Source organism: Prosthecobacter sp., from assembly GCF_044378005.1.
In the GTDB taxonomy this organism is placed as follows: Bacteria; Verrucomicrobiota; Verrucomicrobiia; order Verrucomicrobiales; family Verrucomicrobiaceae; genus Prosthecobacter.
This window is the reverse complement of record NZ_JBILYB010000002.1, coordinates 1-16,152: the sequence shown is the minus strand read 5'-3', so window position 1 is coordinate 16,152 and position 16,152 is coordinate 1. Positions and strand designations below refer to the sequence as shown.

The window sequence follows — 16,152 nt, the reverse complement described above, 5'->3', positions numbered from 1 at the left end:
GAGCTACTTGCTGGACTCGATCTTGATCTCGCAAAGCCTGCGAGGTCCTGCGAAGAGGGAGTAGATGCCAGTCGGCAGGCCGACGAAGTTTGGCGATGTGGGAGTGAGAGCTTTGCGGTCTTCTTCGAGCTGGAGGAGGCGCTGCTGACGGACTGCCAACGAGTCTTCGAGGCGGCGGATGGCGTCTTCTTTTTGCTGCTTGGCGAGGTTGCCGCTGGCGAGGTCGCCACGGCGTTGTTCGTCGATGCGGATGCCTTGGCGCAGAGATTCGATTTCGACATCAAGGGCGTTGAGCTTGGACTTGTTGGTCTCGTTTTGGGTGGTGGCTTCGGTGTCGGCTTCGACGAGCACGTTGTTGCCTTCATTTTTCAGGCGGAAGCGGCGTGTGGGGTCATCGACATGTTGGAGGCGCAAAGGGATGCCGCCGGGGATGATGAGGGTCTGTAGCCAGCGCGAAGCGGCGGCATCCAAAAGCGTGCGGGCACCATCATGACGGTCACGGAAGGTGAAGGCGGGCGAAGACTGCCATGCATCTGCCAGCGGTGCGGCTTTGGGCAAAACGATGATCTCGAAGAGCACCCGGGCTCCATTGGCTTCACGAGCAAAGAGTCGTGTGGCGACACTGGGATCGGGCAGTTTGGCGAGCCGATGCTGACTGAATTCGAGGGTGAGCGGGTCGTTGAAGCTCTTTCGATAAACACCGGGTGCACCAAGTGCGCGGAGCCGGGTCATTTGGGATTCGTTTTGTCCAGCAGAGCCGAGGAAGACCTGCATGTCGGCCTCGGTCGGCAAGGTGGGCAGCGCGGCGATGAGTGTGTCTAGCTTCTGAAAGCTGGTCTCGATGACGATGTAGCGCGGATGGGCGGAGGTGGGGCCATCGGCGGCGACGAGTTGCTCCGGGCTCGCGGGTGGCAACGTCGCTGGCGTGGGCACGGCGGGTCGCGGTGGAGTTGGCGCTGGGACGAGTGTTTTGGCATCCAGGTGCTTCTGCGTGAGCTGACGGAACCACACAGGCGCGTCGGGCATCTTGGTGAGTTCTTCGAGCTTCGCGCGTTCGCTGGCAGTAGGGGCGACGGTGAGTGTGGAAACGAAACTCCAATGATGAATCCAGCCGACTTGGGGGCTGCTGCTCGTGCGGGTGAGTTCGAGGAGGTCGAGCCATTGGTTCGGCGTGCCGAGCTTTGGTGCAGTGCTGGCGGAGAGGTGCTTCAGGACCTGAGTGTAGATCTCGGTGGCGAGGTCATCGGGCATCTCGGGGACGCCACGGATGGCAAAGGCGACCTTGCTCCAGGCCTCTTTCATGCGGCTGAGGGCGACGAGCGCGGCGGCCTGCACCTCGTGCGGATCTTCGCCGGACCACTGCGGGTCTCGCACGCCTTGTTGCACGGCTTTTTGCCAGGAGCGGAAGTGGGTGATGAGGTCGGTGAAGTCGTTCTGCGTGCGTGGCGGTATCGCGATCTCCATCGGGCGCAGCGGCTCGCGGCTCGCGGCGAGGATCTGCTTCAGAGCTTCTTCGTGAGCCTCGACGAGCGATTCATCCGCTTCGGCTTTTAGCCAGCTTTTTGTCTCCGGCAGATTCAGGCGATGCTTGAGCCAAAGGTCATCGACGGTCTTGGCGATGCTGATGGCACTTTCCGCGCTGGATGGTCGCACAGAGGGCAGTTTTGGCAGGAAAACAAAGGCCCCGATGCCTGCGGCGGCGATGACGAGTGCGATGGCGATCATCGGCCAGGGGGAGCGCTGAGGCCGTTCTGTTGGTTCGGCGAAGATGGGCGGAAGCGGGCTGCTGGGGACGGCGGTGGTGGCCTGGTGCGGGCTGGGCGTGGTGCGGAGGACGTTTGTGCTTGGTGAGGCGATGGGTGCTGGTTTGAGTTCGGGCAGCTTCGGTGTGGGAAGTGACTCTGGAGCGGTAAGATCAAAGGTTGTGCGCACGGCTCCCTCGACTTGCTGGCGGAGTGGAGAGCTGTGGCTCAAAGCCAGCCAGCGCAGTTCGGCGAGGTCGTCGGTAGGCTCCAGATGCGTAGTGAAGCTGACGAGCCATGCGGCGGTGCCGCCGATGGTTTGCAGGGACTCTTGGAAGAGATCGAGCGCGCCGTCTTCACCCGGCAGAAGCATGAGGCAGCGCTGTGCTTGAGCGGGAAGCAGGGCGTTCGCTGCATTGCCGGTGACCCTTTGCCATGCCCCACTGCCTGGACTGGCGCGGAAGCTGGTGAGGGAGATCTCCTCGCTCGGCTCGAAGAAGCGCGGGGCTTCATTCCAAGTCGTCAGCCAGCGCATCTGCTTCAAGACATCGGCGGGCGTGATTCCGGCTTCAGCGGCAGCTCGGGCCTCGCGCGCATCTGCAATGAGGTGATGCGCGAGATGATTCGTGCGCCCAGTGTAGTCAGAGCCAGCATCGCGGATGCAACTCAGCACATGGTAGCTCGCGGCGCCTGCATGAATGATGCGATGACTCAACACGACGCGACGCGTGCTTAGACCTGACAAACGGGCGAACTGCGATGCACGCTCCACTGACGCCACCAGCAGCCCACTCACCGCACGATGCCGCGCCACCGTGCCGAAGCCGGTGCGACCCGCTTCGAGAAGGCGGGGGGCGGAGGTGTAGAGGAGCTGGGAGGCCATAGAGTTAGGAATGACGAATACCGAATGACGAATGACGAAGTTCAGAGGCCATGATGACGAAAAATGGGATTGGTTTTGGCATTCGACATTCGTGCTTCGTCATTTTGCGATCACTACTTCAGGAGCCAACTGCGAGAGCACCCAGAGTGACGGCACTTCGACCTGCTTCGGCTGGATGCTTTGCGGGTCGGGGCCGATGCGGACATGGCCTTCGCTGTCGGTGAATTGGACGGGGGAGCAGCCGAGGGGGCTGATAGGGAAGTAGGCGACGTTTGATGAGATGGCCTCGGCATTCGCGACGATGGCGGGGCAGAGTTCGAGGAGGAGTTCGCGGAGGCGGGCGGAGTTTTGGCGGACGTTTTCGAGCAGCAGCGCGCCTTTTTCCACGCAGGGCAGAAGCGGGGTATCGCCGAGCAGATGCTCCCAGGTATCGCTCTTGCCGACCATGACGGCGAAGGGCGTGTCGATGGTCTGGCGTGAGTCGAGGCCGAGCACGTTTTTGATGCGGACTTCGGTTTCGGCGAGGATGACGTCTTGCTGATCGAGTCGGCGGCTCTGGATCTGCGGATCGCGGATGCCGCGCAGGCGGGCGCGGAACTCGGTGTTGTGCAGCGGATCGAAAAGGAAAAAGATGCCGGAGGCCACAGCGATGTGCTGCGCACCGGGAGAGTCGGCGCTGTTGCGCGTGGGCTCGAAGTGCTCGCCTGCGTTATCGTAGAAGACGAGGGCAAAGTCGGTGTCGTGAGCACGGCTGCGGGTGAGTTTAAAAACGAAGGGCTTCGGCAAACGAACCTTTCTCCCCTGCCGTGGAAGAGTCTCGTAAAGCATGCCCTCCAGCTCCGTCTTTGCCAGGAAAGCATCCTCAGGCGTGGAGGCGGAGAAGAGCTGCGTGCGCATCTGCGTGAGGATCACGTTCTCCGATGGATCGGCATCGCGGAAGGTAACGCCGAAGTTTTGGTAAAGGCTGGTCTGGAGGGTGCGGGTGAGCACGCTGAGGTAGTAGCTTTTGCCCGACGAAGGTGCGCCCACGATGCTGAAGATGTGGTGCGGCGTGTCCATGAAGCCCGGCGGCAGCTTCCGGCGGCAGTGTGGGCAGGCGAGATCCGGCGCGGCGAGCCCCATGGCATCCAGCGCCTGACCACGATCATTAAATCGGGTGGCGTGGAAGCGCTGCATGGCGTCTTCACCAAGCAGCGGATCGCCTCGGAGCGTGGCGTGGACGGCGATGTTCATGGCATCGCCACGATCAAACTTGAACCAGCAGGTCGGGCAGGTGAACTCACCATACTCCACATTGACCGGCTCTGAATGCACGGCCTGAACGAGGTCCTCGGCAGGGCCGGAGTCCACGACGCGCTCGGGGAAGATGTGGCGGATGTCTTTGACGAAGAAGCCGACATCACGCAGCCCGGCGGGCATGGCGATGTTGTCTTCGGCCTCTTCGGCGGACTGGCGGCGGAGGTGGTCGCCCATCTCGGCGGGATCAAAGGGGCCATACCACTGGCGGGCGCGGGCATCGTAAAAGTGCCAGTGCATGTTGCCATCGAAGTCGCTCCACTCGGCAGCATCGGCCAGTGCTTTGAAGGCGAGCGCCTCGCCATTGGAGAGCAGAGTGTGCTCTTCGCCGAGATGCAGGGTGAACTGCGTGCCAGGAGCGCCATCGACGAGCGAGGCTCCGGCGCTATCGGCATGAAGCGTGACCTCAAAGAGATCGCCCCGCTGCTGGATCGTGCCGAGCACAGGCGGGCAGGTGGGCGAATGCGTGCGGAAGTCGGCCGCAGCGCTCGCGCCGATGATGAAAGGCGTGGCGGCGATGATCGCACGCTCGCCGGTGGCGCAGTTCAGAATGCCGACGCGGGGAGCGGACGAGCGTGGTCGAAGGCTGGTCATGACGTGGGGGGATATTTTCGGTGGCTTACCAAGACCTGTCTCAGATTCGCCGGGCAGTGACGAGTCTATTTTGGAGGAGGCTGAGGGGATTGTCTGGGGAGAATGTGTTAAGGGAGTGTAAAACCAGGGAAGGCAGAACCCTGTGATAGCTCCGGGATGGGCGCTGCGTTTGGGAGCGACCATGAATCGTGCCTTTGTCCTCTCGTTGTTGTCGTTGGTGTCTCTGCTACCCGTCTCGCATGCTGAGATCACGGGCAAGAAGCCGAATATCCTCTTCATTTTGACGGATGATCAGGGCTATGGAGATATCTCAGCGCATGGAAACCCGGTGCTCAAGACGCCGAATCTGGACAAGCTGCGCAGCGAGAGCGTGCGCTTCATCGACTTCATGGTCAGCCCGACCTGTGCACCGACGCGCAGCGCGATCCAGACTGGGCGGCATGAGTTCCGCAATGGCATCACGCACACGATTCTGGAGCGCGAGCGCATGGACCCAAAGGCGGTGACGGTGGCTCAGGTGCTGAAGTCGGCGGGCTACACGAACGGGATCTTTGGTAAATGGCACCTCGGTGATGAAAAGGCGTATCGCCCCACGAGCCGTGGCTTTGATGAGCAGTTCATCCATGGCGGCGGTGGCATCGGCCAGAGCTATCCGGGGAGCTGCGGCGATGCGCCGGGGAACCTGTATTTTAATCCGGCGATCCTGCACAATGAGCGCTTCGAGAAGACCGAGGGCTACTGCACAGATGTGTTCTTTGCCCAGGCGGCGAAGTGGATCGAGTCGGTGAAGGGAAAGACGCCTTTCTACTGCCACATCTCCACCAATGCGCCGCACGGGCCCTACATCGCGCGGCCTGAGGACCGGAAGCTCTACGAGGGAAAAGATCTCGGTGCAGACACGGAGAACTTCTTCGGCATGCTGCATAACATCGACGAAAACGTGGGCAAGCTGATGGCAAAGCTCGACGAATGGGGCATCGCCAAAGACACGCTGGTCGTCTTCATGAATGACAACGGTGGCACGGCGGGCGTGAAGGTTTTTAATGCAGGGATGCATGGAGCCAAAGGTACCCCATGGATCGGCGGCACGCGCGCCAGTTCCTTCTGGCGCTGGCCGGGCACGCTGACTCCGGCGGACTGTGGCGCGCTGACGGCTCACATCGATGTCTATCGCACCTGGGCCGGGCTTGCTGGGGCTAAACTCAGCGCCGAATCTGAAAAGCAGGCCGAAGGGCGCAGTCTGATCCCGCTCCTGGAGAATCCAAAGGCCGCGTGGGAAGATCGCTACCTCTTCAGCCACACCGGCCGCTGGCCGAAGGGCAGCGACTATCAGGCCGCGAAGACCCGGAATGCCGCCCTGCGCACAGCGCAGTATCATCTCGTGAGCGAGGCTCAGGCGCCCGCGAAAGCCAAGGCCAATGGAGGTGCGGCGAAGACCGGTTGGCAGCTCTTTGATGTCAAAGCAGACCCTGGTGAGACGAAAGACATCTCCGCCGAGAAACCCGAGGTCGTGAAGCAAATGCTCGCCACCTACGATGCTTGGTGGGACTCCCTGGCCGGACAGATCGACCTCAATGAAAAGGCCGTGGGCCCAAAGCTGAATCCCTTCGCCGAGGAATACTGGGCGCAGTTTGGCGGTGGTCCGAGTGAAGCAGATCTGAAGCGCATGGACCCGGAGAAGGCGTTCACTTTTGAAACGAAGCGGGCGAAGAGGCCGAAATGAAGTTTCACCGTGATTTCATTCAGTGTCAGTCCAGGCGGCCACCGTCTTCAAGTTTGATTGCTACACCGACAGAAAAGAGCAGCCACAAGCAACCCTGCGTTCACACCTGCGCTGGCTAACCAGCGCATATATACCTGCTGGTTGAGCCAATTTCTATAGCTCAACGAAGGAATGAAGGATGTCACTGGATTGAAGCTACGGCTGTGAGATTGGGCAAGGAGAGTAGATGTCGCCGGATTTCCCCCTGTATTTCCACAGCCTCCAGGGAGCTGTATTGGCTCTTTTTTGCAGAGTTTCCAACTCGCCGGGCTCACCTCACCCGCTTCATCTGGAAGGTTCCTTTGTCCTTCGCGCACTGGTAGCAGGCGCTAAATTCATCCCCCTTCACAGTGCCACAGTAGGTGTAGCGACCACCGGCCCAGTTTGGCATGTCATGCTGACCTGTGAAGGTGCTGCTGCCCTTGCCATCCTTCACTCGATGATCGGTCAGGTAGGAGCCGCTCAGGATGTTTCCCCAGGTGGCATGGTAGCGGAAGGCATGATCGCCCTCAGCATTCTTCACCGGCCCCACCACGGCACGGAGGCGGCCATGGTGACCGTTCACATCGCTTTTCCAGGTTCCCTGCCAGGCACCTTCGACGCCGGGCTTGGGCCCTTGTTTCACAGAGGCTCTCCATTCGCGATGGAAGGTCATCGAGCAGGAGGAAAGGAACAGGGCGGTGATAAAGAAGAGAAGAGAGCGTGTCATGACGCACGCTAAACGCTTCTGGCGGGCCTTTTGTTACCAGGGATGATGTCCATGTGCTCAGATGTGCCCGAGGCATATAAACCTTGCCACCGCTGGCGTACTTCCCTAGCCTCCGCGCTCTTTTATGAAATCACCCGCCGCCAAGAAACTGTTCGTCATGATGGTCCTCGAGTTCTTCATCTGGGGGGCCTGGCTGCCGCTCATCTGGGGTTACATGGGAGCGGATGGTTTGAAGTTCACGGACATGCAGATCACCTGGGTTGGCAGTGCCTTCGCCATCGCCTCCGTCGTCGGCATCTTCTTCAGCAATCAGTTCGCCGACCGTAACTTCGCGGCGGAGAAGTTCATGGCCTTCAGTCACCTCGTCGGCGGCCTTGCCATCCTCGGGATGTACTTCGTGAAGGACTTCAATACCTTCTTCGGCCTCATGCTGATCCACTCGTTGCTCTATGTGCCGACGATCTCCGTTTCGAACTCCATCGCCTTCACGCATTTGAAGGACGCGCAGAAGGAATTCGGCCTCGTGCGCATGGGCGGCACCATCGGCTGGATCCTCGCCGCCTGGCCTCTCTACTTCATCCTTCAGGGGAAGACAGGCGTCGATGCCGTGACCGCCAGCCGGAATATCTTCCTCATCTCCGGTATCGCTTCGCTCGTGCTTGCTGTTTTCAGCCTCAGCCTTCCTCACACGCCTGCCAAACCCGCCGCCGCTGGCGAAGGCGGATTCGCCTGGGTCAAAGCCGCGAAGTTCCTCAGCAAACCCTTCTTGCTCGTTCTCTTCCTCGTCACCTTCATCGACTCGACGATCCACAACGGCTACTTCCTCATGGCGGGTGGTTTCCTCGGCAGCAAGACAGTGGGCATCTCCCCTGAATGGATCATGCCTGTGATGAGCATCGGCCAGATCGCTGAGATCGCGACGATGGCCATCCTCGGCTGGTTCCTCTCCAAGATGGGCTGGAAGACCACCATGATCCTCGGCATCCTCGGTCATGCCGCGCGCTTCGCCGTCTTCGCCTTCATGCCGCAGAATCAGACAATGATCATCCTCGTGCAGGTGCTGCACGGCATCTGCTACGCCTTCTTCTTCGCCACACTCTACATCTTTATCGACGGCGCCTTCCCGAAAGATGTGCGCTCCAGCGCTCAGGGGCTGTTCAATCTCCTCGTGCTCGGCCTGGGCGATCTCGCTGCAAAGTGGTTCTTCATCCCGCTTCAGGGCAAGCTCACCGTCGATGGCGTGGTGAACTACAAGGAACTCTTCCTCTGGCCCACCGGCCTCTCCCTGGCCGCTGCCGTGCTGCTCCTCATCGCCTTCTATCCGCCAAAGGAGCTCAATGCCCCGGCTGAGGTCTCGCACTGACCCAACTCCTGAAGGCGCAGCGTCGTTGTTCTCCCCGGAACCGCAGACCATCCGCTAGCACCATGGACCTCACGTCTATGATCATGGTGTTGAGCGGCAGTGTCATGGTGCCTGAGCAAAAAAGCCCCCAGGAGCTTGAGGAAGCCAGAAAGATCACCCCAAACCCAAGGTGCCCAGAACCCGTAAAAGAAAGCCAAATCCACCCTTTTGACCCACTGCCTCAAAGCAGGTCGGTAAGGTCCGGCTGGAGTTGAACTCGAAAACACGCTGCGCCAATGTCGCCCGACTTCTCGACCGGGTTCGAGCATCCCAACGCATTCACGAGTCCTGAAAACGTCGGGAAAGATTGGCAGAGTGAGGTCTTGGAAGGTGGAGATGCGCTCTTCCCAACCTACATCACTTACTTCGCGCTCAGGGCCTCCAGCGCCATCACGGTGGCGGCGTTGCGGCCTTCGACGCCCATTTTCTGAAAGCAGGTGCCCAGATGCTGCTTGGCTGTTTTTTCGCTCATTTCAAGGATGGCTGCCACATCGCTGTTGCTCTTGCCCTGGGCCACCCAGAGGAGCACCTCGGCCTCGCGCGGGGTGAGTCCGTAGGCATGCTGGAGGAGGTCGGGACGTTCGAAGTTGGGGCTGAAGCCGCTGTTGTCAGCCAGGCGCTGTTTCAGCGCCTCAGCCCGTTCCAGGCGGATCTGCACAGCGGCGAGCAGGTCATCACGCACGACGGGTTTGGTGAGATAATCGTCCGCTCCGAAATTCATGCCGAGACGGATGTCCGCACGGTCGCTTTTGGCGGTGAGGAAGATGAAGGGCGTGTTGTCGAAGGCCTCGTCGTCGCGGAGGGTCTGGATGACGGCGTAACCATCCATCTCGGGCATCATGACATCACACAAGATGAGGTCCGGCCGCTCTTTGCGGGCGGTTTCGAGGCCGACGCGGCCGTTTTCGGCCATGAAGGTCTGGTAGCCTTCCATTTGCAGCATCAGGGCGAGATTCCGGCGCATGGGGGACTGGTCTTCAATGATGAGTATTTTGGCGGGCATGGCTGGATCATGGCGATTTCACCGGGAAACGCCATCCGACTAAAGTCGGATGTCCTGTCAGGCAGGTCTGCGGTTGGTTTGCGGCCGATGACATCCGACCAAGTCCAACTGATCCGCCAATCCTTCGCCGAGCTGGCCATTCACCAGGAGGTGGGTGCGCTGGTGTTTTACCGGAGGTTGTTTGAGATTGATCCATCACTGCGGCCGCTTTTCAAAGGCGACATCCGCGAACAGGCGCAGAAGCTCACCGACATGCTGGCGGCACTGATCGGCATGCTGGAAAGTCCCATCGGCCTGATGGCGGAGTTGAAAGCAATGGGCGCCCGTCATGCGGGCTACGGTGTGAAGGATGAGCACTACGCCACGGTGGGCACGGCGCTGCTGGACATGCTGGAGGTGACGCTGGACCGGAAGTTCACACCGGACGTGCGTGAGGCGTGGACGGCGCTCTATGGTGCTGTCGAGAGCACGATGAAGGCTGGAGCGAAGGAGGGATGATGATCTTTGCCAGAGGGAAGGGGGGACTTGCGCCCTTACGCGACAAACACAGGCAGCCGAACGGTGAAGGTGGTGCCTTTTCCGACTTCGCTTTGCAGATCGAGGCTGCCGCTGTGGAGATCGACGCAGCGTTTCACGATGACGAGGCCGAGGCCGGTGCCCTGAATCTCGCCGACGTTGCTGCAACGGTGGAAGGCTTCAAAAAGACGCTCGCGGTCTTTCTCCGGGATGCCGATGCCGCGTTCGGTGATGATGAGGGCGGCATTCGGCCCTTCGCGGCGGAGCTGGATGAGCACCTCGGCACCTGCGGGGGAGTATTTGACGGCGTTGGAGACAAGGTTGCCGAGGATGTGACGCAGCAGCGCTTCATCGACGCGTGCTCCGGTGAGATCGCCCTCGGTTTGCAGGGTGATGGGGCATTTGCGGGTGGTGATGGAGTGGGTCTCGTCGATGATGCGCTCGGCGAAGGAAATGAGATCCAGCGGCTGCGGCTTGCAGGTGAGTTTGCCGGCCTCGGCGCGGCCGAGGAGGAGGACTTGCTCCATGAGGCCGCCCATGTGCTTGGTGCTGGCCTGAATTTCGTGGAGCTGGAGCTTCTTTTCCTCTTCGGGCAGGCGGTCGGAGTAGTGCTGGAGCAGCTCGACAGCGCTCATGATGATGCCCAGCGGCGTGCGGAACTCATGGCTGACCATGGTGACGAAGCGTGACTTCAGCTCGCCGAGCTCGCGCTCCTGCTCGAGGGCGCGCTGGAGCTCGGTCTGCGCTTTTTGCAGCTCGCTGGTGCGCTCGGTGACGCGCTTTTCGAGCGTGGCATTGGCGGCGGTGGTGGCGCGGTTCGATTTCCGCAGGGCGACGATCCAGCCGCTGAATAGGGCGAGCACGGCGATGAAGCCCACTGCATACATCCAGAGCCTGCGAGTGAGCACGACAGAGGAGACACCGAGGATGTCAATGTCCTGCTCATCGACGGTCCAGAGCTGGCGTGGTGTTTTCGCGGTGACACGATCCACAAAGGCGCGGACGAGCACGTCGTGATCAACGTGCTGATTGCTGAAGCTGGCGATCTTTGTGCTCTGATGGACGAGGGGGATGCGTTCGCCGGTGTCCGCCTCGAGCAGGAGGGTGGTGCGCCATTCATTCCGCACCGACTGCTGCTGCACGGTGACGATGCGTCCGCGGGTCTCGACGAAGTCACTGGTATGAGCACCAGCGGCGATCTCCGCGATGGTGGCGGGTATGGGTGCGGGTGGATCTTTTTTACCGAGGACGCGGACGTGTGTCTGATACAGGTCAAAACCATCCGCATCCAGGCCGGCACGGGGCTGCATGGGAGAGCCCATGACCTCCACTTCATCTCCCGGCTGGAGCTTTGGCAGCGGACCGGCATCGGCGTAGTGCGTGCCAGTTCCTCTGGCCCAGGGATCCTGCAGGATGACGCAGATGGCGCTGTTTTGATCCCGCAGGTAGAGCACGGTGGCACCCGTGTGCCCGGTGACGATGCCACGCGTGCGCACGCGATCTCCAGAGGGTGCTTTTTGCTTCACGAGATCACGCATCTCCACCTGCGGCACGGCGAAGGGATCCGCGCTGCCGGGCTTGATGACTTCAATAAACGAGGTGCCTGCCAAGACGAGTGCCTCACCAGGATTGGCGACACGGCTGCGACTGATGCCGGTGAAGCGGAGGCGTGCGCCGTGAAGGTCTTTGGGAAAGCTCGCCCCCGTCACATCACGCACGTGCACGATGGCCCAGCCGTGCGTGTCCACGATGGAGTAGAGGCGGGTGGTGGCACCCTGCATCCAGCCGGTGACGGTGCCTTCGACGCTGCACCATTCATCGTGGTTCCTCCAGGAAAGCAGCGTCTCGATGTCCACCGCGCGTGGTGGTGGCACGGCCTGTGTGCCGAGCTTGCGCAACTGGCACCAGTTCAGCCCGTTGGCATTCAGGCTGCTGTTGGCGGTTTCAAAGGTGGAGCCAACGATCTCCACGAGGTCTCCAGCCTGAGGTGGAGGCCAGTTCCCCGCAGTTCCGTAGAGCGTGCCGGGCACGTCCTGATCACGGCGCACGAGGAGGTAGGCCATCATGTCTCCCTCTGGGGTCACGAGCATGATTTTGCGCTCCTCAGTGACGGCGGCCACTACGCCACGCACGCGGTAGCGGCGGCCGGAGTCCACCTTACGCTGCATCAGATCCGGCACGGTGGCGATGGGGGCTTCAAAAACATCATTGGTGCCTTCTTCGAGCACTTCCAACTGCACGGCGGATGGCACAAAAAGGGCGTTTTCCGTGCTGCGGTTGCCCGCATTGATGCCGGTGAGCCTGAGGCGTGCTCCATTGAGCTTTGCCGGTATGTCGGATGCCTCTGGCAGCCGCACGATGACCACAAAGTAACCGCCGTTGGCCACGATACGCATGCGCAACTCTCCATCGGCGTGCTGCCAGTCCATCACGAAGCCCTCTGTGCTCACCCATTGATCAAAGTGCGTGAATGAGACGAGTGCCGGCAGATCCACAGGGAGAGCCTGCGGCAGTGGCGCGGTGCCTTTGACATGGATGGAGGCCGCCCTCACGCGCGGATGCGCCGCGCCGGGAAAGGAAGCCGTCATCGTCTGACCGAGGATCTCGACCTCGTCTTCCTGCTTGAGTTGAAAAAACGGCTGCGTGAGGTCCACGCCGATGGATTTCACCCCGTCGTGGAGGGTGAAGTGCGTCTGGGCGGTGTTTACGCCGAGCACGACGCCTGAGAGCCGCACCGGGCGCGGCTTATTGCCGGCCTCGTAAGAGCTCACGACCAGCACCTGCTCCACGGAGCCTAGTTCAGCCTCTTGCGGCTGCTGGGCAGGCAAAACGGACGTTCCCGTGAAAAACAGGAGCGCGGCCCAGATCGAGGTTGGCAGTCTAATTGGCATTTATTGGCATTAACATGCCACAATCCGCCGCGCGACGGTATCCGACCAAAGTCGGATAAAAACACCCGCTGGAGCCGACGCGCATCCGACGGAGGTCCGATACCCGGTCTGCCGGAGTCATGGGATGGATGCCGCACGCACAAAGCGGAATCCACAATGAAACACCTCATGAAACATCCCATCACACTTCAGCACCTCAGCTTGCTCTTGGTCATGTCCATCAGTTCACTCCTGCACGGCGCAGGCTATGAATGGTCCAACTTCGTCGGCAAACCCGGCGGCGACGGCAATGCGGATGGCACTGGGCCGGCGGCACGGTTCGAAGCTCCCACTGGCGTGGCTGTGGATGCAACCGGCAATGTCTTTGTGACGGACAATAACAATAACACCATCCGCAAAATTACTCCAGCGGGCGTGGTCACGACCTTTGCTGGCAAGGCTGGAGTGTATGGCCATGCGGACGGCACGGGCAGCCAGGCACTGTTCTCGAACCCTTCAGGCATCGTCATCATCAATGGGACGATCTATGTGACGGACAGCAGCAATAGTGTGATCCGCAAGATCACCTCTGCTGGAGTGGTGACGACTCTCGCGGGTAAGGCGAATACCAACGGAACTGCCGATGGTACGGGGGAGGCTGCGCGGTTTTTTCGCCCGTCAGGCATCGCCAAGGCGGCGGACGGCTCCCTGCTGGTGATGGACACTTACAACCAGACGCTGAGGAAAGTGACGACCACTGGTGTGGTGACAACTCTGGCAGGCCAGGCAGGCGCGATCGGCAGTACGGATGGCAGTCTCACGCAGGCAAGATTTAGGTACCCAAGCGGAATCGCCGTGGGGGCGGACGGTGCGATCTTCATCTCGGACGCGAGCAATCACACGATCCGTAAAATCACCCCGGCAGGCGTGGTGAGCACGCTGGCAGGCAGTGCTGGTGCCTCGGGTGCTGTGGATGGCACCGGAAGTGCGGCTCGGTTTGACTACCCGAATGGCCTGCTGGTGCGTCCGAATGGTGACCTGTATGTGGTGGATAACAGTAACAGTGCCATCCGCCGCGTGACTCCGGCGGGCGAGGTCACGACCATTATCGGTACCATGCAGCAATATGGTACGGCGGATGGCATCGGAACGGCGGCACGGCTGGCATGGCCTGAGGGCATTGCGGTGGACAGTGCGGGCAGGCTTTACATCGCAGACACCAATTACGGAACAATCCGCCGGGTGGGCACAGATCTGGCCGTCACCACTTTTGCCGGGCAGGCTCCTTTTCAGGGAAATGCGGACGGCAATGGAGATGCGGCCAGGTTTAACAGGCCCGGAGGCATCTCCGTGGCGGCCAACGGTGAGGTCTTCATCGCCGACTTATACAACTACAAAGTGCGCAGGGCCACCACAGGTGGAGTGGTGACGACTTATGCAGGCACGGGGGAAGAGGGCAGTCTTGACGGTCCGGTGGCCACAGCCACACTGGGCTATGCCCATGACACCGCTGTTGATACCGCAGGCAATGTGTATGTGACAGATGGCAACTACAGGATCAGGAAGATCGACACGATGGGGCAGGTATCCACGCTGGCTGGCATGGCGGGAGTCTCCGGAACAGTGGATGGCACGGGTGCGGCGGCTCGGTTTTACAGCCCCAGTGGCATGGCTGTGGCAGCGGATGGCACGCTATATGTGGCTGATGAGTGGGTGAGCACGATCCGCAAGATCACTCCAGCGGGTGAGGTGACGACTCTGGCCGGTCAGGCGAATGCGAGAGGTTATGTGGACGCGACAGGAGCGGCGGCACGCTTTAACCAGCCGACAGATGTGGCCGTGGATGCGGACGGGTATGTCTATGTGGCGGACTCCTATAACAACCGCATCCGCAAAATCTCCCCGGCAGGTGAGGTGACCACCGTGGCTGGCAGCGGTGCCTTTGGATACGCCGACGGCATCGGAACATCTGCCAGCTTTCGTGAGCCGACGGGTATTTCTATCGATGCGTATGGAAACCTCATTGTGTGTGACAGACGCAATCACACCATCCGCCGGATCACCCCGACGGGAGTGGTCACCACCATTGGCGGCAGCCCACTGGCGGCGGATGGCAAAGATGGTGCGGATCTGGCCGCACGCTTCTCCAAGCCCATGAGAGCAGCCATTGACAGTGCCGGTGTCATCTATGTCATGGACTACAATAACAACCGCGTCGTCAAAGGCGTGCCGCACCCTGAGATCGCCGTGGAGGAGACGGTGGGCACCGAGTTGAAGGATGGCAGCACCACAATCGACTACGGCTCCGTCAGCATTCATGAAGATGTGGTGCGCACTTTCACCATCACCAACCGTGGCGGGCTACCACTCACCGGTCTGGCCGTGAACCTCACCGGCATTCATGCGGCGGATTTTTCGACGGATGGTGTGAAGCCTATTCTGGACCCCGGCCAGAGCGCGCCCTTCACCGTGACCTACCAGGGCAATACGACTGGTGTGCGCGCCGCAGCGCTCCAAATCACTAGCGATGATGCCGACGAAGCTACTTTTGACATCAGCCTGAAAGTCACTGCACAGGACATGCCCTTTGTCACGACCGCCCCAGCCTCCCAGGTGGCTCGTGAGGGAGATGCCGTCACTTTCACCGCCCAAGGTACACACCCGACCGCCACGGTGAACTACCAATGGCTGAAAAACGGAACCAAAATCACCGGAGCCACCAGCAGCAGCTATCAGAAGACCGGTCTCAAAGTAGCCGATGCCGGCACCTACACCGTGGAGATGAAGAGCAACGGCTTCTCCGTCCGCCGCAGTGCCACGCTCGTGGTGGCGAAGTATGTGGAGCAGACGCACATCGTCAAAGTCGGCGCGGCTTTGAAGCTCAGCGTCAGCACCAGCGGCCCGGCCACCTATGCCTGGACGAAGGACAACGGCTCCACCTTCCACACAGCAGCCACACTCACGGTGAACACATCACACTTTGTGCACTCAGGCATCTACCGCTGTCACGTCAGCGGCCCTGGGGGAGGTCCCGTGCTGGCGGGTGTGTTTGATGTGCGCCTGCTCGCTTACAAACCCACGGTAGCCCAATATCAAAACATGCCAGATGGCGCGGTGGGCAAGCCTTACAGCCACCAGATCGCACTGGGTAACGGCACAAACAACGCAGCACCCACCAGCTACTCCGCCACTGGCCTGCCTCCAGGTGTCACGCTGAATGCCAAGACGGGGCTGATCTCCGGCACACCCACGGTGGCCAAGACCTACGAAATCGTCGTCACAGCGACGAACATGCATGGCAAACACAGCAGCCTGAAGGACGGCATCACCATCACCCCGCTCTCCACGAAGCTCATTGGCACTTACACCGGACTG

Annotated in this window: 9 protein-coding genes; 4 read left to right on the top strand and 5 right to left on the bottom strand. The window is 60.7% G+C overall.

Annotated features, from left to right (window positions below; translation table 11 throughout):
• Window positions 1-3 precede the first annotated feature (3 nt).
• Together AC6FTP_RS00675 and AC6FTP_RS00670 are read right to left on the bottom strand one after the other, a co-directional pair.
• Window positions 4-2,625, bottom strand: a complete 2,622-nt coding sequence (locus tag AC6FTP_RS00675; RefSeq protein WP_497204972.1) for a GAP1-N2 domain-containing protein — start codon at window positions 2,623-2,625, stop codon at window positions 4-6.
• A 99-nt stretch (window positions 2,626-2,724) separates the two neighbouring features.
• Complete coding sequence (locus AC6FTP_RS00670; protein WP_497204971.1) at window positions 2,725-4,515, bottom strand: hypothetical protein; 1,791 nt, start codon at window positions 4,513-4,515, stop codon at window positions 2,725-2,727.
• Between the two features lie 181 nt (window positions 4,516-4,696).
• Here AC6FTP_RS00670 and AC6FTP_RS00665 point away from each other — a divergent pair, with 181 nt between their 5' ends.
• The gene (locus AC6FTP_RS00665; protein ID WP_497204970.1) at window positions 4,697-6,238 is read left to right on the top strand and encodes an arylsulfatase; all 1,542 of its coding nucleotides are present in this window, start codon (window positions 4,697-4,699) and stop codon (window positions 6,236-6,238) included.
• Between the two features lie 310 nt (window positions 6,239-6,548).
• Here the strand turns inward: AC6FTP_RS00665 and AC6FTP_RS00660 are convergent, their stop codons facing one another.
• Window positions 6,549-6,986 (bottom strand): hypothetical protein, encoded by a 438-nt coding sequence (locus tag AC6FTP_RS00660; protein WP_497204969.1) that lies wholly within the window; start codon window positions 6,984-6,986, stop codon window positions 6,549-6,551.
• 124 nt (window positions 6,987-7,110) lie between these two features.
• Between AC6FTP_RS00660 and AC6FTP_RS00655 the strand changes: the two genes are divergently transcribed.
• Window positions 7,111-8,349 carry a nucleoside permease gene (locus AC6FTP_RS00655; protein ID WP_497204968.1) on the top strand — a complete coding sequence of 413 codons (1,239 nt, stop codon included), beginning with the start codon at window positions 7,111-7,113 and terminating at the stop codon, window positions 8,347-8,349.
• Between the two features lie 400 nt (window positions 8,350-8,749).
• Here the strand turns inward: AC6FTP_RS00655 and AC6FTP_RS00650 are convergent, their stop codons facing one another.
• The gene (locus tag AC6FTP_RS00650) at window positions 8,750-9,391 is read right to left on the bottom strand and encodes a response regulator (protein WP_497204967.1); all 642 of its coding nucleotides are present in this window, start codon (window positions 9,389-9,391) and stop codon (window positions 8,750-8,752) included.
• An 87-nt stretch (window positions 9,392-9,478) separates the two neighbouring features.
• Here AC6FTP_RS00650 and AC6FTP_RS00645 point away from each other — a divergent pair, with 87 nt between their 5' ends.
• Entirely contained in the window at window positions 9,479-9,889 is a 411-nt protein-coding gene (locus AC6FTP_RS00645; protein ID WP_497204966.1) for a globin domain-containing protein, read from the top strand.
• Window positions 9,890-9,924: 35 nt separating this feature from the next.
• Here AC6FTP_RS00645 and AC6FTP_RS00640 read toward each other — a convergent pair whose 3' ends face one another.
• Window positions 9,925-12,798, bottom strand: a complete 2,874-nt coding sequence (locus AC6FTP_RS00640; RefSeq protein WP_497204965.1) for a sensor histidine kinase — start codon at window positions 12,796-12,798, stop codon at window positions 9,925-9,927.
• 168 nt (window positions 12,799-12,966) lie between these two features.
• Between AC6FTP_RS00640 and AC6FTP_RS00635 the strand changes: the two genes are divergently transcribed.
• Window positions 12,967-16,152: choice-of-anchor D domain-containing protein (locus tag AC6FTP_RS00635; protein WP_497204964.1), on the top strand; the 3,186-nt coding region annotated here is incomplete at its 3' end.

Coding starts and splice junctions, on each gene's coding strand:
- AC6FTP_RS00675 (WP_497204972.1), bottom strand. CDS start 2,625: ATGGCCTCCCAGCTCCTCTACACCTCCGCCCCCCGCCTTCTCGAAGCG.
- AC6FTP_RS00670 (WP_497204971.1), bottom strand. CDS start 4,515: ATGACCAGCCTTCGACCACGCTCGTCCGCTCCCCGCGTCGGCATTCTG.
- AC6FTP_RS00665 (WP_497204970.1), top strand. CDS start 4,697: ATGAATCGTGCCTTTGTCCTCTCGTTGTTGTCGTTGGTGTCTCTGCTA.
- AC6FTP_RS00660 (WP_497204969.1), bottom strand. CDS start 6,986: ATGACACGCTCTCTTCTCTTCTTTATCACCGCCCTGTTCCTTTCCTCC.
- AC6FTP_RS00655 (WP_497204968.1), top strand. CDS start 7,111: ATGAAATCACCCGCCGCCAAGAAACTGTTCGTCATGATGGTCCTCGAG.
- AC6FTP_RS00650 (WP_497204967.1), bottom strand. CDS start 9,391: ATGCCCGCCAAAATACTCATCATTGAAGACCAGTCCCCCATGCGCCGG.
- AC6FTP_RS00645 (WP_497204966.1), top strand. CDS start 9,479: ATGACATCCGACCAAGTCCAACTGATCCGCCAATCCTTCGCCGAGCTG.
- AC6FTP_RS00640 (WP_497204965.1), bottom strand. CDS start 12,798: ATGCCAATTAGACTGCCAACCTCGATCTGGGCCGCGCTCCTGTTTTTC.